The sequence below is a fragment of the Nonomuraea sp. GTA35 genome (assembly GCF_041950525.1).
Taxonomy (GTDB): Bacteria; Actinomycetota; Actinomycetes; order Streptosporangiales; family Streptosporangiaceae; genus Nonomuraea.
Map to the genome: position 1 here is coordinate 278,173 of NZ_JBGNUV010000013.1, position 21,150 is coordinate 299,322.

The following is a 21,150-nucleotide window of genomic DNA, read 5'->3' on the forward strand; positions in this document are numbered from 1 at the left end:
AGCGTCTTGAGCAGACTCTATGGCGATCCGATAGAGGTGTGGACCCGAGACGGGGAGCCGACCCAGTTCGTCTGGCGCGACCGGCTGTACCTCGTCCGCCGCGTCCTCGACCAGTGGGTGGTCGCGCGCGAGTGGTGGAAGACCGGCGAGGGCGACCCCGGCGAGCGCCAGTTCTGGCGGGTGGAGGCCAGCCCGGGCCGCGAGGTGGGCTCCTACGAGCTGCGTTACGACACCGCCGGCAACGGCTGGCTGCTGCTGAGGGCGTGGGACTGATGGCGCCCCCGTTCCCGCACCTCGACGTGTGCTCCGCCTACTCCATGCGCTACGGCACCGCGTTCCCGCGAGCGCTGGTGAACCGGGCGGTGGAGCACGGGATGGACATCCTCGCGCTGACCGACCGCGACGGCCTCTACGGCGCGATCAAGCACGCCCAGGCGTGCGCCGAGGCCGGCATCGCGCCGGTGCTCGGCGTGAACCTGGCGCTCGACGCCCCCGCCCCGGCCTTCACCCCGGTGCCGGGGGCCCGCGCGCCGCGCCCGCGCACCGGCCCGGACGCCGAGGACCGCGTCACCGTGCTGGCCCGCGGCAAGGGCTGGTCGCGCCTGTGCCGCCTGGTCACGGCCGCCCACCACACGGGGGAGCGCGGCGCGCCCAAGGTGACCCGCGAGCTGGTCGGCGAGTGGGCGGGGGGCCCCGGCGGCGATCACGGGTTCGGCTCGGAGGACGGGCTCGTGGTGCTGCTCGGCCCCAGGTCCGACGTGGGCCGCGCGGTGGCCGAGCGGCGCGACGAGCACGCCAGGGCGCTGCTCGGCATGTGGCGGGCGGCGGTGCCCGGCGTGGTGATCGAGCTGGTCGACCAGTACGGCTTCCGCGACGCGACCACGGCCGTGCGCATGCTCGGCCTGGCCGAGTCGGCGGGGGTGCCGGCGATCCTGACCAACGCCGTACGCTACCTCGACCCCACCGACCACCAGGTCGGCGACGTGCTCGACGCGGCCCGCCAGCTCGTCCCGCTGCACCCGCGCCACCTGGAGCGCACCACCTCCCACGCCTATCTCAAGAGCACCAAGGAGATGTGGCAGGTGGCGGCCAAGGTGTGCGGCGCGGACCAGGAGCGGGTGGCCAGGCTGCTGTTCACCACCAGGCGGCTGGCCGAGGCGTGCGCGATGGAGCCGCTCGACCTGCTCGCGCTCCGCAACGACCCGCCCGGCCTGCACCTGCCGGAGATCGGCCGCGACCCCGTGCCGCTGCTGCGCCACCGGGTCGAGGACGGCCTGTTCCGGCGCGGCCTCGACCGCTCCGCCGACGCCAGGGACCGGCTCGGCGACGAGATGGCCATCATCGAGCGCAAGCGCCTGTCCGGGTACTTCATCGCCGTGGCCGGCATCACGGACATGATCCGCGGCATGGGCATCCGCTGCGCCATCCGCGGCTCCGGCGCCGGCAGCCTGGTCAACTACCTCATCGGCATCGGCGAGGTGAACCCGCTCGACCACGGCCTGCTCATGGAGCGCTTCCTGTCGGAGGGCCGCATCGGGCTGCCCGACATCGACGTGGACGTCGAGTCGGCCCGCCGCCTCGACTGCTACCAGGCCATCTTCGACCGCTACGGCGAGTCCCGCGTGGCCTGCGTGTCCATGATGGAGACCTACCGGGCCCGCAGCGCCATCCGCGACGTCGCCGGGGCGATGGGCCTGCCGCCGCACGAGATCGACGCCATCGCCAAGGCGTTCCCGCACATCAGGGCCAGGCAGATCACCGCGTCCCTGGAGGACCTGCCCGAGCTGCGCGAGAGCCGGCTCGGCGAGGCCGGGCTCGACCGGGTGTTCCGGCTGGCGGAGAAGCTCGACGGCCTGCCCAGGCACATCGCGCTGCACCCGTGCGGCGTGCTGATCGGCAACGCCGGGCTGCGCGACCGCACGCCGGTGGAGCGCAGCCTGCTGGAGTTCCCGATGTCGCAGTTCGACAAGGACGACGTGGAGGAGGCGGGGCTGCTCAAGCTCGACGTGCTGGGCGTGCGGATGCAGTCCGCGCTGGCGTACGCGCTGAGCGAGATCAAGCGCGTGGACGACGTCGCGGTCGAGCTCGACACCCAGAGCGGCGACGACCCCGCCAAGCAGTACGTGCCGCACGACGACCAGGACACCTACGACATGATCTGCGCCTCCCGCACCCTCGGCTGCTTCCAGATCGAGTCGCCGGGGCAGCGCGAGCTGGTGGCCAAGCTGGAGCCGCGCAGGATGCACGACCTGATCGTGGACATCTCGCTGTTCCGGCCGGGGCCGGTCAACTCCGACATGGTCACCCCCTACCTGGAGGCCAGGCACGGGTGGCGGCAGCCGTACTATCCGCACGAGCGGCTGCGGGAGGCGCTGAGCGAGACGCACGGCGTCGTCGTCTTCCACGAGCAGGTACTGAAGATCATCTCGGTGATGACCGGGCGCGACCTGTCGTACGCCGAGAAGCTGCGGCGCACGCTCGACACACCCGAGGGGCGGGCCAGGGTACGCAGGGCGTTCGTCCCCCTGTCCAAGGCCAACGGGTTCGACGACGCGGCCGTGGAGCGGGCCTGGCAGGTGCTGGACGCGTTCGGCTCCTTCGGGTTCTGCAAGGCGCACGCGGCGGCGTTCGCGCTGCCCACGTACCAGTCGGCCTGGCTCAAGCGGCACCACGCGGCGGCGTTCTTCGCCGGGGTGCTCACGCACGAGCCCGGCATGTACCCGCCGCGGGTCATCATCGACGAGGCCAGGCAGTGCGGGGTGAAGATCCTGCCGCTGGACATCAACAAGTCGGGCAAGGACTGGCAGGTGGAGCGGCTCGGGCCGCGCGTCCAGGTCCGCGTGCGGGCCGCCGAGCTGGGCTCCCCGGACGACGCGCGGCGGCGGGTCAGAGACTTCAAGATCGGCGACATCGGCAGGGGATACGCGCTGCGGGTGCCGTTCTCGGCGATCAAGGGCGTGAGCGAGGCCGAGGTCGAGCGGATGGTGGCGGGGCAGCCGTACACGTCGCTGGCCGACTTCTGGGACCGCGCCAGGCCCTCGCGGCCCACGATCGAGCGGATCGTCCAGGTCGGCGGCCTCGACGCGCTGCACGACCTGCACCCGGGCGGGCACCAGCGCTGGCGTCCCGGCGAGCTGACCAGGCGCGACCTGATCGCCCAGGTCGGCGCGCTCGACCGGGCCTCGGCGATCGGCGTGCAGGCGGGCCCGCGCAAGTCCAGGCGCTACAACTCCCACATGGATCTCTCCAGGAACGCGGCTCCCCCGGCGGCACAGCTTCCGCTCGGGTTCGGCGAGAGGTTGTCGCCGGGGGAGCTGCCCGAGATGACGGAGACGGAGATGGTCGAGGCCGAGCTGGAGATCCTCGGCATCGACGTCAGCCGGCACGTCATCAGCTTCCACGACGAGCTGCTCGACGCGCTGGGGGTGGTGCGTTCCAGAGACCTGCTCGCCCAGCGCAACGGGGCGGAGATCCTGGTCGCCGGGGTCAAGGTGGCCACCCAGACGCCGGCCGTGCGCTCGGGCCAGCGCGTCATCTTCACCACGCTCGACGACTCGACGGGGCCGGTCGACCTGACGTTCTTCGAGTCGGTGCAGGGGCGGTGCGCGTCGATCGTGTTCGGCTCGTGGCTCATGCTGGCCAGGGGGGTGGTCCGGCGCACGGGGACGCGGGCGGTGTCGCTGCGGGCGGTCGACTGCTGGAACCTCGCCGACCTCGACGCGCTGTGGCGCTCGCGGGGCATCGAGGCGGTGCGCGCCGTCGTCGAGCGGGCGCCGGAGGAGCTGGCGGGGGTCGGCGGACGCAAGATCGAGTACGCCAACGGCTTCCGCCTCTCGCCCTACTCCGACCTCGGCCCGGCCATCACCGCCAACCCGCCCAGGCAGCTCTGGCACGCCAGCCCGGGCAGCTCCGGGCCCACGGCGGCCTAGCTCGTACGTCCCATCGCCGTGGACCCCGGGGCGGGCTGCGGTGCCTGCGGCGAGAAGGTGCGTACGGTGCCGGCCTCGACGGGACGGGCCGAGCGGGCCGCCCGCTGCAGCCGGGTCAGCTCCCGCACGGTGCAGGCGCACAGCAGGGCGGCCACCGAGGCGCAGGCCAGCTCCGGCACCCCCACCCCCGTCAGGTCGCCCGCGGAGGCGCCGAGCGGGAGCCGGATCGTCACCAGGGCGAGCGCGGCCAGCCAGGCCGCCCACCACCCCGCCAGCAGCGCCAGCCACCGCCCGCGGCGCCCGGCCGGCGGGCGGGTGCCGCGCCAGATCTCGTCGACCAGCACCGCCGGCGCGATCAGGTTGACGCCGGGAAGCAGCCAGGCCGCCGCGACGGGGCCGGTCGCGGCCGAGCGGTCGTTGGCCTGCCTGGCGCGTACGAGCCAGGTCACGTAGGCGGCAGCGGCGGCGATCGTGGTGCCGGCCACCAGCATCATCAGCACCGCGAACATCGTCACCGCCCCGACCACGGCCTCGGCGTCGGCGCCCTGCGGACGTCCGCCGAAGGCGGCCAGCTCGGCGGCGAGCCGGCGCCCGCGCGACAGCTCGAAGCTCACGAGAGCGCCGAGGGAGAGGATCTGGGCGGTGAGCGTCACGTAAACGGCAGAGGCGGCTCTGGCGGGCGATGCCTGGGTGTAGCGCACGTTGATCTCCCCCCGGGCCATGCGCTGAGGTTCTGATTCACTTGTATCCCGGCAGCCCCGCTGTTAATCAGCTCACCACGCCGGATTCCCACGCCCAAGCTGCGATTTCAACCCGATTGCGGACACCGAGCTTGGCCTGGATGCTGCCCAGGTGCGTCTTCACGGTGGACAGTGACACGAACAGCTCCCCGGCCACCTCCTGGTTCGTCCGCCCCCTGGCCACCAGGCGCACGACGTCCAGCTCGCGGTCCGTCAGCGGGTCGTTCACCGGCAGCGCGGCGCGGCGGGGCTGGGCCAGGTGCTGCAGCAGCCGCACGGTGATCGACGGCGACACCAGCGCGTCGCCCGCCGCCGCGGCCCTGACCGCCTCGATCAGCAGCGTGGGCCCGCTGTCCTTGAGCAGGAAGCCGGTGGCGCCGGAGCGCAGGGCTCCGTACACGTACTCGTCCAGGTCGAAGGTGGTGACGATGACGACCCGCATCGGGTTCTCCACGCCGGGGCCCGCCAGCACGCGGGTCACCTCCAGCCCGTCGAGCTTGGGCATCCTGATGTCGAGCAGGCACACGTCCGGCCGCAGCCGCCTGGCCTCCGAGACGGCCTCGGCCCCGTCCGAGACCGCGGCCACGACCTCCATGTCCGGTTGGGCATCCAGAATCATCTGGAAGCCGGTGCGCACCAGTTGCTGGTCGTCTGCGATGAGAACCCGAATAGTCACGGCCCCAACTCTAGGGATCAGCCGTTCGGCCGAGGCGGATATGGACGCACGGCCGATCCCCCGGCACCTCCTCCGGCGGGAGCCTGGACGGCATGAACGACGTGCTTGTTGGACATGCCCTGGCCAAGCGGTTCGGGCAGACGGTCGCCCTGGGCGGCGTGGACATCGCGGTACGGGCGGGCGAAGCCGTGGCGATCATGGGGCCGAGCGGTTCCGGCAAGTCGACGCTGCTGCACTGCCTGGCCGGCATCATGAAGCCGGACGGGGGCGAGGTGCACCTGCTCGGCCAGCGCATCGACTCGCTGGGCGAGCGCAAGCGCAGCGCGCTGCGCCGCACCCGCTTCGGCTTCGTCTTCCAGTTCGGCCAGCTCCTGCCCGAGCTGCCCGCCGAGGAGAACGTGGCCCTCCCGCTCATGCTGGGCGGCGTGCCGAGGACCCAGGCCGTACGGCAGGCTCGCGAGTGGTTCGCCCCGCTCGGCCTGCACTCCATGGAGTCCAGGCGGCCGGGGGAGCTGTCCGGCGGCCAGGCGCAGCGGGTGGCCATCGCCAGGGCGCTGGTCACCAGGCCGGCCGTGGTCTTCGCCGACGAGCCAACGGGGGCGCTCGACCAGCAGACGGGGCAGGACACGATGCGGCTGCTGGTGGAGGCCACCAAGCACAACGACGCCAGCCTGATCGTCGTCACCCACGACCCGAACGTGGCCGCCTGGTGCGACCGCACGGTCGAGGTCCGCGACGGCCGGCTGCTGGCGCGCACGAGCGGGGCGATGGCGTGAACCTCGACCTGACCTGGCGGCTGCTCAAGGGCGGCGGCCGCAGGGGGCTGCTCGGCACCTGGCTCACGCTGGGCGCCGTCGCGGTGGCCACGGCGCTGCTGCTGTTCGCCGTGGCGGCGAACTCCGCCTTCCAGGCCAGGGCCGAGCGCGGCGCCTGGCGCAACCCGGTCCCGGCCGCCTCCGGCGCGGTGGCCGTGGAGGCGTCCCGCTTCGACTTCGTCCGCGACCAGGCCATCACCGTCATCGACCTGGCCGCGCTCCCGGGCAAGTCGCCCGCGCCGCCGCCGGGCCTGCCCCGCTTCCCCGCGCCCGGCGAGGTGTGGCTGTCGCCGGCGCTGGCCGAGCTGGCCAGGGAGCTGCCCGCCGGCGAGCTGGGCGACCGTTACCCAGGCCCGGAGGGGGTGCTCGGCGACGAGGGGCTGGTCCATCCGGACGAGCTGGTCGCGGTCGTCGGCCACGCGCCGGACAGCCCCGCGATGACCGCGGCCCGCACCGACGACTGGGTCGTCGCCAAGCCGCCCGTGAAGGTCGCGAGCCTGGCGGGGCAGCCGAGCGAGGACGCGGAGGCGTACCGGGTGCTCTCGCTCGTCGCCAGCGTGCTCATGGTGGTGCCGCTGCTGGTGTTCGGGGGCGCGGCGGCCCGGCTCACGGTGGCCAGGCGTGACCAGCGGCTGGCCGCGCTGCGCCTGGTCGGGGCCACGCCCGCGCAGGTCGTCGGGATGACCGTGGCGGAGGCGGTGATCGTCGCGCTGGCCGGCGCGCTCGCGGGGGCCGTCGCCTTCGCGCTGGCCGTGCCGCTGCTGGCCGGGATCGAGATGCAGGGCGGGCCGTGGTTCGCCGCCGACCTGTTCCCCGGGCCGCTCGTCCTGGCCGGGGTGCTGGTCGCGGTGCCGCTGCTGGTGGGGCTGTCCGCGGTGGCCGGCCTGCGGCGGGTCGTGGTGAGCCCGCTCGGCGTGGCCAGGCGGGAGACGCCGCCCGCCATGCGCTTCGTACGGGTGCTCGCCCTGCTGGCGGTGCTGGCCGTGTTCCCGATGCTGACCAGGGGCACCAGCGTCACGATCATCGCGGTGGCGCTCGCGCTGGCGTTCCTGTGCATCAACCTGGCGGGGCCGTGGGTGGTCGGCGTGATCGGCCGGATCACGGCGGCGAGCGCGCGGGGTCCTGCCCGGCTGCTCGCAGGCCGCCGGCTGGTGGACGACCCGCGCTCGGCCTGGCGCACGGTGAGCGGCGTGGCGCTGACCGGCTTCGTGGCGGGCTTCCTCGGCCTGCTCAGCCCGTCGGCGTTCGACGGCGACGCGGCCGGCCCGCCGCAGCTGCGCGTCACCGCGCCCGCCGGGCAGGCGGCGGAGGTGGCCGAGCAGGCCCGCGAGCGGCTGCGCGCGTCCGGCGTGCGGGCCGACGTGAAGCCCGTCAAGGACGTCGTCGTCGCGGCCCTGGGCAGCACCGCCGACACCGCCACCCTCGACCGCGCCCGCACCGCGATGGCCGGCCTGGTGCCCGGCCGCACGCCCACCACGGAGCGCGACGACCAGCGGTTCGGCATCCAGCTCCTGGCCGACGTCCGGGTGGGCACGATCGTGGTGCTGTCGGTGTCGTTCCTGGTGGCCATCGCCAGCTCGGGGATCACGGCCACGTCGTCGATCCTGGACCGGCGGCAGACGTACGGGCTGCTGCGCCTGGCGGGCACGCCGCTGGAGGTGCTCGACCGGGCCCGCCGCGCCGAGACGCTCGTCCCGCTGACGGTCATGGGCGGCGGGGCGATCCTGGTCGGGGCGTTCTGCGCGGTGCCGTTCATGATCGGCGGCATGAACGTGGCCGGCACGCTCACGCTGGCCGGCTGCGTCGTGGCGGGCTTCGCCGGGGTGATCGCGGCGGGCGCGCTGAGCCGCCCGCTGCTCCGCTCCGTCACCTCGGATCCGGCGCCCCGGCCCGACTAGCCCAGGACGAGGTCGCGGACGAGCTTCAGCGACGGCTCGTCCCGCACCCCCATGACGAGCAGGCTCGTGACAGGGCTGCGATGCCACAGCTCCAGCCGCTCCTTGATCCGGCCGGGCGGGCCGACGAGCGAGATGCCGTCGGCCAGCTCGTCCGGGATCGCCCGGAAGGCCTCGTCCTTGCGCCCCGCCAGGTACAGCGCCTGGATGTGCTCGGCCGCCTCGGCGTAGCCCATCCGGCCGATGATGTCGGCGTGGAAGTTGCGCTGCCTGGCGCCCATGCCGCCGATGTAGAGCGTCAGCATCGTCTTGACCACGTCGAGGGCGGCCCGCAGGTCGTCGGAGATCAGCACCATCACCATGGCCGCCACGTCGAAGCCCGGCTCGGCGCCCGACAGCGCCTCGCCGTACATCTCCTCGATCTTCTCGGGGAACGCGAACAGCGGCAGCCACCCCTGCGCCACCTCGGCGGCCAGCGCCACGTTCTTCGGCCCTTCCGCCCCGAGATAGAGGGGGATGTCGGAGCGGAGCGGATGGGTGATGGACCTGAGCGGTTTGCCCAGCCCGCCGGGCAGCGGCAGCGGGTAGTGCTCGCCGTCGCTGGTCACCGGCTCCTCGCGGCGCCACACCTTGCGCATGATCTCGACGTACTCGCGGGTCCTGGCCAGCGGCCTGGCGAACGGCTGGCCGTACCAGCCCTCCACCACCTGCGGCCCCGAGGCGCCCACGCCCAGCAGCAACCGGCCGCCGGTGAGGTGGTCGAGGGTCATGGCGGTCATCGCGGTGGTGACCGGGGGCCTGGCCGAGATCTGGGCGATCGAGGTGCCCAGCTTGATGCGGGACGTACGCGCGCCGTACCAGGCGAGCGGCGTGAAGACGTCGCTGCCGTACGCCTCGGCCGTCCACACCGAGTCGTAGCCGAGCCGCTCGGCCGCCAGGACCGATTCGGTTGCGTCGTCGGCGTTGCGCTGCCAGTAGCCGAGGTTCAGACCGAGCTTCATGGGACACCTCCGGAATTAAGTTCTATTACGGGTGGGGATGTCCCAAGTGTCAATGGAGGACCTCCCGGGGTAGTCACACTCTGTGCTCAAGGCTCTCGCTCGACTCGCCTGCCTGCTGCTGTTGCTCCTGCCGGCAGCGGAGCCGACGGTCGCGGCGGGCGACTCGCGGCCCAACGTCGTCCTCATCCTGGCCGACGACCTCGAGGCCGGCACCCTGCCGCTCTTCCCGAACATCTCGCGGCATCTCGTCCGCCAGGGGGCCTCGTTCGACCGCTTCTTCGTGACGAACTCCTGGTGCTGCCCCTCCAGGGCGTCGATCCTGCGCTCCCAGCACGTCCACAGCCACGGCGTGCTGACCAACACCGCCCCGGAAGGGGGCTTCGACCGCTTCCACACCCTGGGGCTGGAACGTTCCACGATCGGCACCTGGATGCAGCAGGCCGGCTACCGCACCGGCATGATGGGCAAGTTCCTCAACCACTACCCGGGCGAGACGGCCGAGGGCAGGTACGTGCCGCCGGGGTGGAACGAGTGGGACGTCCCGGTGCGCGGGCTCTACGAAGAGTACGGCTACCGGCTCAACGAGAACGGCGTGCCGCGCGACTACGGCTGGGAGGAGCAGGACTACCTGTCCGACGTGCTGGCCCGCAAGGCCCGCGACTTCATCGCCGACGGGGACGAGCCGTTCTTCCTCTACCTCGCCCCGATCGGCCCGCACAACCCGGCCAACCCCGCCCACCGGCACGCGCACGCCTTCCCGCTGGCCATGGCGCCGCGGACGCCGTCGTTCAACCAGGCGGACGTGAGCGCCGAGCCGTTGTGGCTGCGCAACAGGCGCCCGCTCTCGCTGGACGCCCAGGCGGACGTGGACGAGAACTACCGCAGGCGGCTGCGCGCCATGCTCGGCGTGGACGACCTCGTCGGCTCGGTGGTCAGCGCGCTGCAGGAGGCCGGGAAGCTGGACAACACCTACATCTTCTTCACCTCGGACAACGGCTTCCACCTCGGCACACATCGCCTCAAGCAGGGCAAGACCACTCCGTTCGAGGAGGCGATCAGGATCCCGCTCGTCGTGCGCGGCCCCGGCGTCGCGGCCGGCTCGACGATCACCCCGATGGGCGCCACGATCGACCTCGCCCCGACCTTCGCCGAGCTGGGCGGGGCCGCGGTGCCGCCGTTCGCGGAGGGCCGCTCGCTGGTGCCGCTGCTGCGCGGCAGGCCGCCCGCGGAATGGCGCAAGCACGTGCTGGTGGAGTTCACCCGGCCCGCCGACCGGTCGTCGGCGGCCCAGACACCCGTGCCCGCATACCAGGCGTTGCGTACGGAGCAGCACACCTATGTCCGGTACGAGACGGGGGAGCGGCAGCTCTACGACCTGCACACCGACCCCTACCAGCTCAGGAACCTGGCGGCGACCGCCGACCCGGCGCTGGTGGCGCGGCTGGACCAGCGGCTGGCCGGCATGGTCGGGTGCGCGGGAGCGAGCTGCCGCCAGGCCGACAGGCAGGGCTAGCGGAACAGCGACGGGTAGGCGTGCGCGAGATGCTCCGACACGGCGCGGATCGCCTCGTCCGCCTCGCCCCGCTCGATGGCCTCCAGGATCCGTACGTGGTCCGCGCGCAGGATGGACGTGTCTCCGAGGCGTTGCACCGCTTCGACCGAGTACCTGCGCATCGAGTCGCGCAGCGAGCGCATGATGGCGGCGATGAGCCGGTTGCCCGAGGCGTCCGCGATCGCGCAGTGGAAGGCCGTGTCGTGCTCCACGAACTCCTCGGCCGTCCGCGCCCCGTCCATGCCGGCCAGGGCGGCGGCCAGCGCGGAGGTGTCGGCCCCTGTCGCGGCCGCCTGCGCGGCGGCCCACTGCTCGATCATGTGCCGGGTGTCGATGACCTCGCGCATCTCCAGGCTGGCCAGGCCGAGGTGGAGCCGGAGCAGGTCGGTCAGCGCGGAGTCGGGCCGCGAGGTGAGCACGGCGCCCGCGTCGGGGCCCCGGCCGACCTGGGAGGAGACCACGCCGAGGGTCTCCAGCACGCGCATCGCCTCGCGTACCGAGGAGCGGCTGACGCCGAGCTGCTCGGCGAGCTGGCGTTCGGCGGGCAGCCGGTCGCCCACGGTGAGGCCGTCCTCGGCGATGCGCCGCTCGATCTGAGCGAGTACGTCCTCGAACGTCCGCGTCCGCTTGACGGGACGCCAGCCGGTGTCCTCCACCCCGGAGCCTCCTCATGCTGGCCGGAAACGTTGTGGTTCGATATGGTCTGACCATACTGTGGTCGGACCATACTTCGGAAGGAGAGCCGTGCGAGTCGCCCTGTTCATCACGTGCGTGAACGACACGCTCTTCCCGGGCACCGGCAAGGCCGTGGTGTCGCTCCTGCGCAGGCTCGGCTGCGACGTGGACTTCCCCGCCGCCCAGACGTGCTGCGGGCAGATGCACGTCAACACCGGCTACCGGGAGGAGGGCGTGCGGCTGGCCCGGCACTTCACGGAGGTGTTCGCCGGGTACGACGCGGTCGTCGCGCCGTCGGGGTCGTGCGCGGCCATGGTGCGCGAGCAGTACCCGAAGCTGGCCAAGCCGGGCAGCAGGGGAGCGGCGGCGATCGCGGAGGTCGCGCCCAGGGTGTACGAGCTGTCGGAGTTCCTGATCGACGTGCTGAAGGTCGAGGACGTCGGCGCCTATTTCCCGCACCGGGTGACCTATCACCCGACGTGCCACTCGCTCCGCGGCCTCCACCTGGGCGACCGGCCCACCAGGTTGCTGCGGAACGTGCGCGGCCTGGAGCTCGTGCCGCTGCCGGGCGCCGAGGAGTGCTGCGGCTTCGGCGGCACGTTCGCGGTCAAGAACCCGGCGGTCTCCGCCGCGATGGGCGCCGACAAGACCCGCCACATCATGGACACGGGCGCCGAGGTGCTGTGCGCGGCCGACAACTCCTGCCTCATGCACATCGGCGGCACCCTGAGCCGCCAGCAGACCGGAGTCAGGACCATGCATCTGGCAGAGATCCTCGCATCGACGGAGGAGGCCCAATGAGCGCGACATTCCTCGGCATGCCAGGAAGTTTCCCGGAGAACTCCCGGGAGGCCGTACAGAACTCGCAGCTCCGCTTCAACCTCCGCAAGGCCACCCACACCATTCGCGGCAAGCGGGCGAGCGTCGTCGGCGAGCTGCCCGACTGGCAGGAGCTGCGCGCGGCGGGCAAGGCCATCAAGGACCACACGCTGCGCAACCTCGAACGCTACCTGCTCCAGCTCGAGGCGGCCGTGACGCGGGCGGGCGGCACCGTCCACTGGGCCAGGGACGCCGCCGAGGCCAACCGCATCGTGACGGACCTGGTCAAGGCCACCGGCGAGACCGAGGTGGTCAAGGTCAAGTCGATGGCCACCCAGGAGATCGAGCTCAACCAGGCGCTGGCCGAGCATGGCATCACCGCGTACGAGACGGACCTGGCCGAGCTGATCGTCCAGCTCGGCGACGACTTCCCCAGCCACATCCTGGTCCCCGCGATCCACCGCAACCGGTCGGAGATCCGCGAGATCTTCCTCGACAAGATGCCGCACGTCTCCGCCGACCTGACCGACGACCCGCCCGCCCTCGCCGAGGCAGCCCGGCTCCACCTGCGCGAACGTTTCCTCAGGAGCAAGGTCGCGATCTCCGGCGCCAACTTCATGGTGGCCGAGACCGGCACGCTGGTGGTGCTGGAGTCCGAGGGCAACGGCCGCATGTGCCTGACCCTGCCCGAGACCCTCATCAGCGTCGTCGGGATCGAGAAGCTGCTGCCCTCCTGGCGGGATCTGGAGGTGTTCCTCCAGCTCCTGCCGAGAAGCTCCACAGGCGAGCGGATGAACCCCTACACCAGCATGTGGACCGGCGCCGTCGAGGGCCAGGAGTTCCACCTGGTGCTGCTCGACAACGGCCGCACCGACGTGCTCGCCGACGAGGTGGGCCGCCAGGCGCTGCGCTGCATCCGCTGCTCGGCCTGCCTGAACGTGTGCCCCGTGTACGAGCGCGCGGGCGGACACGCGTACGGCTCGGTGTATCCGGGCCCCATCGGCGCGATCCTCACCCCGCAGTTGCGGGGCATGTCCTCCGAGCTGGACGCCTCGCTGCCGTTCGCCTCCAGCCTCTGCGGCGCCTGCTACGAGGCCTGCCCGGTGGCCATCGACATCCCCGAGGTCCTGGTGGACCTGCGGGCCAAGGCACCGCACGCGGCGGCGGAGAAGGCCGGCATGAAGGTGGCCGGCTGGATACTCAACGACCACGAGCGGCTGGCCAAGGCGCAGCGCGCGGCCACCCGCGTACGCAAGCTGGTCCCCAAGCGGCTGCCCGGGCCGCTGGCGGCCTGGACGGACACCCGGGACCTGCCCGAGATTCCCGAAGAATCCTTCAGAGACTGGTGGGAGCGGAATGAGCGCGCGTGAGGAGATCCTCGCCAGGGTCCGCAAGGCCGTCGCCGGGGCGCAGGACGTCGAGATCCCGCGCGCCTACCGGACGGAACGGCAGGTGGACGACCTGGTCGGGCTGTTCGCCGAGCGGGTGGACGACTACCGGGCGATCGTGCACGTCGTCCCGGCGGCCGAGGTCCCCGGCAAGATCGACGAATGCCTCGGCGAGCGCCGCATGATCGTTCCCGACGGCTTCGGCCGGGCGGGCGGCTGGGACGACGTGAACACGGCCGACGGCGTGGTCACGAACTGCGCCGTGGCCATCGCCGAGACCGGCACCATCGTCCTCGACCACGGCCCCGGCCAGGGCACGAGGGCGCAGACGCTGGTCCCCGACTACCACCTGTGCGTGGTGCGGGCCGACCAGATCGTGCCGGGCGTGCCGGAGGCCGTCGCCCGGCTCGACCCGGCCCGCCCCCTCACCTGGATCAGCGGCCCCTCGGCCACCAGCGACATCGAGCTGAACCGGGTCGAGGGCGTGCACGGCCCCCGCACCCTGGAAGTGATCATCAGTACCTGAGCACGGGGCCCGGCCGCCCGGGTGATCGGTACCCGAGCACCGCGGCTCCGGGTGCCCGGGTGATCAGTACCTGAGCACCGCGGCGACGTCCGTCACGGAGTCGGTGAACCACAGCTCGGCGTCCGTCATCGCGGCCGCCCTGGCCAGCGCGGAGTCCGAGCGTTCCTGAACGGGCTCGCTCACGCCCCACCGCTGCAGCTCGCCCCGGTCGGTGGCGAGCTGCGTGCCGCCCTCGCCGATCCAGACCGGGTCGGGCAGCTCGCCGGGCAGCAGCACCGCGTGCACCCGGCCCTCGCGCAGCGCCTGCGAGACCCGCGCCATCCCGGTGGGGCCCGAGGCCTCCTGGTGGCGTTCGAGCAGCTCGGCGCGCCTGCGGTCGAGCCATTCGTCGAGCGCCTGCTCCACGTCCTGCTCGAACTGGCCGTGGTCGTCGCGGCTGCCGTGCTCCACCATCGTCACCCGGTCGGCCGACTTGGTGCCGAGGTGGTGCAGCAGGTACGAGCGCGACTTCGGCTCGCCCGCGACCAGGATCAGCTCCGCGCCGATCCTGCGTACCTGCTCGTCGATCTCATGGGCCACGGCCTGGGCGTTCTTCTCCCAGACCTCGTCCACGGCGCGCTCGTACCGCTTCTGCGACCAGCCGCCCTGGGCGGTCTTCTGCAGCGGCCACGAGGCGGCCTCGACGGTGGCCTTGCGGGGCGAGCCGCCGCCGAACACGGTCACCTCCGCCCCCGCGTGGTCCACGATGACCCTGATGTGCGGCACGTTCTCGCCGCGCCGCATGAGCAGCGGCGTGACGTGCGGCAGCGGCGTCCAGGTTGCCAGCTCGGACGGCGCCTCGCGCAGTGACTCGGCCAGCACCACGTCACCGTGCGTGGCGAACAGCGCCCGCCCGGCGGCCGCGCTCAGGGCCTCGCCCTCCAGGGCGTCCAGCGTCGCCTTGTCGGCCTGGCCGGAGTGCCCGTCGAGCCGGTCCCGCACGCCGCGCCAGTGGCTCTCGCGCTCGGGCCCGGTGAGCGCGCCCAGGTACACCGACGCGTACGGGCCGCGCCGCTCGTACAGCGGCCGGATGAAGTCGAGCCGCACCGTTCACCACCTCCGCTTCTCCACGCCGATGCCGAGCGCCTTGGCGATGTCGGCCATGTTCGTGTAGTCGCGCTCCGGCAGGGACTCGACCATGTCGATCACCGGGTCCGGCGCGCCCTCGCGGCGGGCGCGGGCCAGCAGCTCGCGCTTGGACGAGGGCCAATGGGTGTCGCTCAGCCACTTGGCGAGGTCGCTGCGGATGTCGACGTCCCGCTGCGTCATGCCTTCCGGGACGCCGGGCTCGTGTCCTGGCGGGTACGAGTGAAGCGACTCCTCACCGGGCGCCGGCATGGCCTCGGGCTCCTTCCACTCCTGGGCGTGCGTCGTGCCGCCGCCGCGAACCATGCCCTCGGTCTCGTGCTTCTGCTCGTCGTCGAGGCGGGGTCCGTGCTTGTCGCTCCCACGTTCCATAATTAGCCTCACTCCTCTCAATTCGCCCCTACCCCCGCTTTCGTGGGCAAACATCGCGACTGTGTACCCTCCACAGCGTGTTCGATCCCGACGTGAGCATCGCCACGGAACGGCTTACGCTCCGGCCGTTCGGCCCCAAGGACACCCTCCGCATCCGCTCCATCGTGCAGTCCGGCGCCCGGTTCCTCCCGCCGGGCGCGCCCGGCAAGGTCTCGGGGATCGCCCCATGGCTGATGCACGGCGTGCACGAGCTGCGCCGCTCGGGCCAGGGCGTCCACCTGGCCATGACCGACGCCGAGGGGATCATCGTGGGGGCGATCAGCCTGTTCAAGACCTCGTGGAGCGCGGGCACGACCGAGGTCGGGTACGGCGTCCACCCCCTCTACCGGGGCCGCGGCTTCGCCACCGAGGCGGTACGCGGCCTGTCGGCCTGGGCGCTCGACACCATGGGGCTGCGCAGGATCGACCTGACCGCCAGGCTGGACAACCTCGCCTCGCTCCGCGTCGCCTGCAAGGCGGGCTTCACCTGGGAAGGCGTGCTGCGTGACGCCGTCCTGGACGAGGACGGGGCGCACGACCTCGTCATCTTCGGCCTGCTGCGCCACGACAGGCGCCTGCCCGCCGTCACCCTGCCGAGGGCGGAGCTGCGCACGCACCGGCTGCTCCTGCGCCCGCAGACGCTCGCGGACGTCCCCGACCTGGCCGTCACCGGGGCGGACCCGCTGACCCAGGCGTACACGGGGGTGCCGCGCGGCTACGACGAGGAGCACGCGCGGGGGTACGTCGCCCACGCGGAGCGCACGCAGATGAGGGGCCTGGGCGCCGCCTGGACGGCGGAGGAGCTGGCCACCGGCCGCTTCGCGCTCAACGTGGACCTGCGCGACGTCAACTGGAGCAGCAGGACCGCCGAGGTCGGCTACATGACCGCCCCCTGGGCCAGGGGCAACGGGTACGCGGGCGAGGCCGTGCGGGAGATCGCACGCTGGCTGTTCGAGCAGCACGGCTTCAACCGGCTCCAGCTCCGCGCCGCCCCCGCCAACACCGCCTCCCAGCGGGTGGCGGAGAAGGCCGGATTCGTCCGCGAGGGGGTCGCCCGCGCCTCGCTCGGGGGCGAGGACCTGGTCGTCTACAGCATCATCCCCTCGGACCTGGCCTGAGGGGACACCGGACCGCCCCCGCCTGAGGGGACACCGGACCGCCCCGCCTGAGGGGGACACCGGACTGACCCCGGCACCCCTTTGTGAAACCACCCCGCAGCCGTCACCCTTGAGGTGAGGACGGTGAGGCGCATGATCACGGTTGTCGGCTGGGACGGATCCGAGCTCTCGGCCAAGGCGGTGGGCAAGCTACGGGAGGCCAGGCTCGTCGTGGGCCCCGACGCCGTTCTCGGACAGCTCCAGCTGACCGCGGCGACCGCGGCCGACGGGGCGCTGCTGGAGGCCCTCGACGACCACCTGGAGCACGGCGAGGGCCCCGCCGTCGTGCTCGCGCCCGGCGATCCCGGCTTCTTCGGCGTCGTACGCAGGCTGCGCGCGCACGGCCTCAAACCCGAGGTGCTGCCGGCCATCTCGCTCGTCACCCGCGCCTTCGCCTGCGCCGGGCTCAACTGGGAGGACGCGCTGGTCGTCGCCCCGTCCGGCCCGCGCCAGCTCAACAGGGCGGTCAACGCCTGCCGCGCCCACCCCAAGGTCGCGCTGCTGGTCGCGCCCGGCGTCGGCCCCGGCGAGCTCGCCAGGGAGCTGGCGCCCACCACGCCGCGCGCGCTGATCGTCTGCGAGGACCTCGGCGGGCCCGACCAGCGCGTCACGCACAGCCGCATGGGCGAGGCCACGACCAGGCCGTGGAAGGACCCCGACGTGGTGCTCGTCATCGACCCGCTGCACCAGCCCAAGGAGCCGAGCTGGGTCGCCGGGGCGCAGCCGGGGCCGTCGGAGTGGGCGCTGCCGTTCGAGGGCGGGATGCCGCCGGAGGCGCGGGCGTACGTGCTGGCCAAGCTGGGCCCCCGCCTCGGCGACCTGGTGTGGGACGTGGGCGCGGGCACCGGCCAGATCGCCGTCGAGTGCGCCCGGCTCGGCGCGGCCGTCGTGGCCGTCGAACGCGACGAGGAACGCTGCGCCAAGCTGCGCGCCAACGTGCTCGAACACGGCGTCAAAGTGGCCCTGACCAGGGGGCAGGCGCCGCCCGCGCTGGAGCCGCTGCCCGACCCCGACGCCGTCTTCGTGGGCGGCGGCGGCCTCGACGTGATCGTCGCCTGCGCCGCCAGGGGCCCGCGCGTGCTCGTGTGCGCGCTGCGCAAGGTCGAGCAGGTCGCCGCCGTGCTCGGGCGGCTGCGCGAGCACGGCTACCGCGGCGAGGGCACCCAGATCCTGGCCTCCAAGCTGGTGCTCGACCCCGACGGCTCCCACAGCCTGGCCGCCTCCGACCCGGTCTTCGTGGTGCACGCGACGCCCGCGCACGCAGCGTGACCTGTTCCGCACAGGGGCGCATCGGTTATCCTCGCGTGTCTTTGTCCACCGCACCGGAGAATCCCTCACGATGAAGCCGCCGCTCCTGCTGATCGGGCAGGGCTCCCAGGATGACGCCTACGCAGCCGAGTTCGGCAGGTTCGTACACCGCCTGCGCTGCCGACTCGACCAGGCCGGCGCCGACGTGTCGGGGGGTTACCTGGAGCGGGCCACGCCGCGGCTGAGCGAGTCCGTCGCCTCCCTGGTCGCGCGCGGGCACCACCGGCTCGTGGCGCTGCCGCTGAGCCTGAGCAGGCTGGGCGAGGAGTTCCCCGCCGCGATGGCGCTGGAGCAGCAGCGCCACCCCACGCTGATGTACGACTACGGCCGCCCCCTCGGCCCCGACCCGCGCGTGCTGGCGCTGCTGGCCGAGCGGCTCAACGAGGCCGCCACCGAGCTGTCCAGGCCGCGCGCGCTGGAGCTGGCGGGCGCCAGGCCCAGGCTGCGCGCCGTCGACTCCCTGCCCGCCGAGGACCACCTCCAGCACATCGAGCCGGGGGAGACCGCCGTCGTGCTGGTCGGCGAGGGCTCCACCGACGCCACCGCCAACGCCGAGGTCCACCGGGTCTCCCGGCTGTTCTGGGAGACGCACGCCTACGACTTCATGACCGTCGAGACCGCGTTCGTCTCCGTCACCCCGCCCGGGGTGCCCGGCGGGCTGGAGCGCTGCCGCCGCCTGGGGGCCAAGCGGGTGATCGTGGTGCCGTACCTGCTGTTCGCGGGCGGCCTGCTGGAGCGGGTGTGGGCGCAGGCGCTGGCGTACGGCGCGGGCCACCCCGACCTCGACATCCGCTGCGCCGAGGTGATCGGCGACTGCGAGACCCTGGCCGACGTCGTGATCGACCGTTACGAGGAAGCGCTCCAACTCGTCCACTGACGTCCAGCTCTGGTAGCTCTTGGAAGTTCGGCCCGTGACGCTCGGCTCTTGAAGTTCGGCCCGTGACGCTTAGCTCTTGGAGGTTCCGTGTTCGCTGAGACGCTGGCGGAGATCCGTCCCGCCGACCCGGGGGCGCTCGCCGAGGCCCGCGCCCACCAGGACCGCCTCACCAAGCCGCGCGGCTCGCTGGGCGTGCTGGAGGAGGTCGCGGTACGCCTGGCGGGCGCGGCCGGCGTCAGCCCGCCGCCCATGCCCGAGCCGGCGGCCCTGGCCATCTTCGCCGCCGACCACGGCGTGCACGCGCGCGGCGTCAGCCCGTGGCCGCAGGAGGTCACGGTGCAGATGGTCGCCAACTTCCTGGCCGGCGGCGCCGTCGCCAACGCCTTCGCCGCCCAGGCCGGGGCGTCGGTGACCGTGGTGGACGTGGGCGTCGCCGCCGACCTGCCCGACGCCCCGAACCTGGTCAACCACAAGATCGCGTACGGCACCGCCGACCTGTCGCAGGGCCCCGCCATGACCGTCGACCAGGCCGTCCAGGCGCTGGAGGCCGGCATCGTCGTGGCCAGGGACCTGGTCGCCAAGGGCGCGCGCTGCCTGATCACCGGCGACATGGGCATCGCCAACACCACCGCCTCCGCCGCGCTCGTCTCCGCCTTCACCGGCAGGGACCCCGCCGAGGTGACCGGGCGGGGCACGGGCATCGACGACGACACCTACGAGCACAAGGTCGGCATCGTGCGCGCGGCCCTGCACACGAACGCGGTGACGGACGCCTCCTCCTCGCCCAGCGAGGCGCTGCGGGCGCTGGCGGCCGTCGGCGGGTTCGAGCACGCGGCCATCGCCGGCTTCATCCTGTCCGGCGCGGCGCAGCGGGTGCCGGTGATCCTCGACGGCGTCATCGCCGGAGCCGCCGCCCTGGTGGCCGCCGCGCTCGACCCGGCCGCGCTCGACCACTGCGTGGCGGGCCACCGCTCCGCCGAGCCCGGTCACGCTGCCGCGCTGGCCCACCTCGGGCTGCGCCCGCTGGTGGAGCTGGAGCTCCGGCTCGGCGAGGGCACGGGCGGCCTGCTGGCGCATCCGATGGTGTGCGCGGCGGTGCGCGTGATGCACGACGTGGCGACGTTCGACTCGGCAGGAGTGACCGAAAAGCCCGTGTGATGATGGAGGCACTGGAGGTAGGCACAGTGTCTCGTTACGGACCCATGTACGGCCCCGACATCACGTTTCTCGGAGTGGATCGCTGCGACGTGAACGATCCGGCCAGCTACGCGGACGCCGACGTGGTGATCATCGGTGCCCCGTTCGACGGCGGCACGTCGAACCGGCCCGGCGCCAGGTTCGGGCCCATGGCGCTGCGCCAGGCCTGCTACCTGCCGCACGACGGCTCCAGGCCCAGCCTCGCGCTGCGCGTGGACGCCCTGCGCGACCTGAGGGTGCTGGACGCCGGTGACGTGGAGTGCTACTCGGGGGACGTCGAGGGCTCGCTGGCGGCCATCGAGGAGGCGGTGCACCGGGTGGCGTCCTCCGGGGCGATCCCGATGGTGCTCGGGGGCGACCACACGGTGGCGCTGCCGGACGCGCGGGGGACCGCCAGGGCGTATGCGGCCGGGCGCACCTCGATGATCCACTTCGACGCGCACGCCGACACGGGCGACATCACCTTCGGCCACCTGTACGGGCACGGCCAGCCGATGCGGCGGCTCATCGAGTCCGGCGCCATCAGGGGCGACAGGTTCCTGCAGATCGGCCTGCGCGGGTACTGGCCGGAGCCGGAGACGCTCGGCTGGATGGCCCGGCAGAACATGCGTTCCTATGAAATGACGGAAATCGTGGCTCGCGGGCTCGACGAATGCCTGACAGAGTCGTTCAGGATCGCGCTCGACGAGTGCGACCAGATCTTCCTGTCCGTGGACATCGACGTCTGCGACCCCGGCCACGCCCCCGGCACCGGGACACCCGAGCCGGGCGGCCTGACGGCCCGGCAGCTCCTCGATGCGGTGCGCCGGATCTGCTATGAGATGCCGGTGGCCGGCATGGAGGTGGTCGAGGTGGCACCGCCGTACGACCACGCGGACATCACCGCGTTCCTCGGGAACCGGGTTATCCTTGAGGCCTTGTCAGCGATGGCCAGACGCCGCAAGGACGATGAGGGCGGGCCTCGCTGGGATCCGCGGCAGCCCCTTCTTGACGGGCGTTGACCCGTGCGCAGCAAATGACACATGTGGAGCCGGTAGGTTTACCTCCTAACACAACCTT

At 72.7% G+C, this 21,150-nt stretch carries 19 protein-coding genes; 13 read left to right on the top strand and 6 right to left on the bottom strand.

All coding sequences use genetic code 11. The features are described from left to right. Positions 1-6 precede the first annotated feature (6 nt). Both ACBJ32_RS44070 and ACBJ32_RS44075 read left to right on the top strand, forming a co-directional pair. Positions 7-273, top strand: a complete 267-nt coding sequence (locus ACBJ32_RS44070) for a DUF6504 family protein (protein WP_253759025.1) — start codon at positions 7-9, stop codon at positions 271-273. Continuing rightward, the gene (locus tag ACBJ32_RS44075; RefSeq protein WP_375131905.1) at positions 273-3,929 is read left to right on the top strand and encodes a DNA polymerase III subunit alpha; all 3,657 of its coding nucleotides are present in this window, start codon (positions 273-275) and stop codon (positions 3,927-3,929) included. The genes ACBJ32_RS44070 and ACBJ32_RS44075 overlap by 1 nt, the downstream gene beginning before the upstream one ends. Here ACBJ32_RS44075 and ACBJ32_RS44080 read toward each other — a convergent pair. Continuing rightward, complete coding sequence (locus ACBJ32_RS44080; RefSeq protein WP_357877776.1) at positions 3,926-4,651, bottom strand: DUF4328 domain-containing protein; 726 nt, start codon at positions 4,649-4,651, stop codon at positions 3,926-3,928. The two genes, ACBJ32_RS44075 and ACBJ32_RS44080, sit on opposite strands and share 4 nt — an antisense overlap. Before the next feature lie 46 nt (positions 4,652-4,697). After that, entirely contained in the window at positions 4,698-5,345 is a 648-nt protein-coding gene (locus tag ACBJ32_RS44085) for a response regulator transcription factor (protein ID WP_357877773.1), read from the bottom strand. A 92-nt stretch (positions 5,346-5,437) separates the two neighbouring features. Here ACBJ32_RS44085 and ACBJ32_RS44090 point away from each other — a divergent pair, with 92 nt between their 5' ends. Together ACBJ32_RS44090 and ACBJ32_RS44095 are read left to right on the top strand one after the other, a co-directional pair. Then, positions 5,438-6,121 (top strand): ABC transporter ATP-binding protein, encoded by a 684-nt coding sequence (locus tag ACBJ32_RS44090; protein ID WP_357877770.1) that lies wholly within the window; start codon positions 5,438-5,440, stop codon positions 6,119-6,121. Further along, positions 6,118-8,058: an FtsX-like permease family protein gene (locus ACBJ32_RS44095; RefSeq protein ID WP_375131906.1), complete on the top strand. Its 1,941-nt coding sequence runs from the start codon at positions 6,118-6,120 to the stop codon at positions 8,056-8,058. Before ACBJ32_RS44090 ends, ACBJ32_RS44095 begins: the two co-directional genes overlap by 4 nt. Here ACBJ32_RS44095 and ACBJ32_RS44100 read toward each other — a convergent pair. Continuing rightward, a complete protein-coding gene (locus ACBJ32_RS44100; protein ID WP_375131907.1) occupies positions 8,055-9,056 on the bottom strand; it encodes an LLM class F420-dependent oxidoreductase in 1,002 nt (333 codons plus the stop codon). The genes ACBJ32_RS44095 and ACBJ32_RS44100 overlap by 4 nt on opposite strands. An 82-nt stretch (positions 9,057-9,138) precedes the next feature. On the opposite strand from ACBJ32_RS44100, the gene ACBJ32_RS44105 reads away from it, so the two are divergent. Continuing rightward, the gene (locus ACBJ32_RS44105) at positions 9,139-10,569 is read left to right on the top strand and encodes a sulfatase (RefSeq protein WP_375131908.1); all 1,431 of its coding nucleotides are present in this window, start codon (positions 9,139-9,141) and stop codon (positions 10,567-10,569) included. Here the strand turns inward: ACBJ32_RS44105 and ACBJ32_RS44110 are convergent. After that, positions 10,566-11,264 (bottom strand): FadR/GntR family transcriptional regulator, encoded by a 699-nt coding sequence (locus ACBJ32_RS44110; RefSeq protein ID WP_375131909.1) that lies wholly within the window; start codon positions 11,262-11,264, stop codon positions 10,566-10,568. The two genes, ACBJ32_RS44105 and ACBJ32_RS44110, sit on opposite strands and share 4 nt — an antisense overlap. Positions 11,265-11,352: 88 nt before the next feature. Between ACBJ32_RS44110 and ACBJ32_RS44115 the strand changes: the two genes are divergently transcribed. The 3 genes from ACBJ32_RS44115 to ACBJ32_RS44125 are packed head-to-tail and all read left to right on the top strand — an operon-like array spanning position 11,353 to position 14,016. Next, the gene (locus ACBJ32_RS44115) at positions 11,353-12,084 is read left to right on the top strand and encodes a (Fe-S)-binding protein (RefSeq protein WP_357877756.1); all 732 of its coding nucleotides are present in this window, start codon (positions 11,353-11,355) and stop codon (positions 12,082-12,084) included. Next, the gene (locus ACBJ32_RS44120; RefSeq protein WP_357877753.1) at positions 12,081-13,472 is read left to right on the top strand and encodes a lactate utilization protein B; all 1,392 of its coding nucleotides are present in this window, start codon (positions 12,081-12,083) and stop codon (positions 13,470-13,472) included. Before ACBJ32_RS44115 ends, ACBJ32_RS44120 begins: the two co-directional genes overlap by 4 nt. Continuing rightward, a complete protein-coding gene (locus ACBJ32_RS44125; protein WP_375131910.1) occupies positions 13,459-14,016 on the top strand; it encodes a lactate utilization protein C in 558 nt (185 codons plus the stop codon). The genes ACBJ32_RS44120 and ACBJ32_RS44125 overlap by 14 nt, the downstream gene beginning before the upstream one ends. 63 nt (positions 14,017-14,079) lie before the next feature. On the opposite strand, the gene ACBJ32_RS44130 is transcribed toward ACBJ32_RS44125, so the two are convergent. Both ACBJ32_RS44130 and ACBJ32_RS44135 read right to left on the bottom strand, forming a co-directional pair. Then, positions 14,080-15,102 (bottom strand): Vms1/Ankzf1 family peptidyl-tRNA hydrolase, encoded by a 1,023-nt coding sequence (locus ACBJ32_RS44130; protein WP_375131911.1) that lies wholly within the window; start codon positions 15,100-15,102, stop codon positions 14,080-14,082. Between the two features lie 3 nt (positions 15,103-15,105). Beyond that, positions 15,106-15,513 carry a DUF2795 domain-containing protein gene (locus ACBJ32_RS44135; RefSeq protein ID WP_357877744.1) on the bottom strand — a complete coding sequence of 136 codons (408 nt, stop codon included), beginning with the start codon at positions 15,511-15,513 and terminating at the stop codon, positions 15,106-15,108. A 77-nt stretch (positions 15,514-15,590) separates the two neighbouring features. Between ACBJ32_RS44135 and ACBJ32_RS44140 the strand changes: the two genes are divergently transcribed. The 5 genes from ACBJ32_RS44140 (at position 15,591) to speB (ending at position 21,092) form a co-directional block, all read left to right on the top strand. Then, a complete protein-coding gene (locus ACBJ32_RS44140) occupies positions 15,591-16,670 on the top strand; it encodes a GNAT family N-acetyltransferase (protein WP_375131912.1) in 1,080 nt (359 codons plus the stop codon). A gap of 132 nt (positions 16,671-16,802) precedes the next feature. Further along, positions 16,803-17,978: a precorrin-6Y C5,15-methyltransferase (decarboxylating) subunit CbiT gene (locus tag ACBJ32_RS44145; protein ID WP_375131913.1), complete on the top strand. Its 1,176-nt coding sequence runs from the start codon at positions 16,803-16,805 to the stop codon at positions 17,976-17,978. 70 nt (positions 17,979-18,048) lie between these two features. Further along, on the top strand, positions 18,049-18,894 hold the full coding sequence (locus tag ACBJ32_RS44150; RefSeq protein WP_357877735.1) for a sirohydrochlorin chelatase: 846 nt from the start codon (positions 18,049-18,051) through the stop codon (positions 18,892-18,894). 87 nt (positions 18,895-18,981) lie between these two features. Continuing rightward, entirely contained in the window at positions 18,982-20,052 is a 1,071-nt protein-coding gene (gene cobT, locus ACBJ32_RS44155) for a nicotinate-nucleotide--dimethylbenzimidazole phosphoribosyltransferase (protein WP_375131914.1), read from the top strand. A gap of 89 nt (positions 20,053-20,141) precedes the next feature. Further along, a complete protein-coding gene (speB, locus tag ACBJ32_RS44160) occupies positions 20,142-21,092 on the top strand; it encodes an agmatinase (RefSeq protein WP_375131915.1) in 951 nt (316 codons plus the stop codon). Positions 21,093-21,150: the final 58 nt, after the last annotated feature.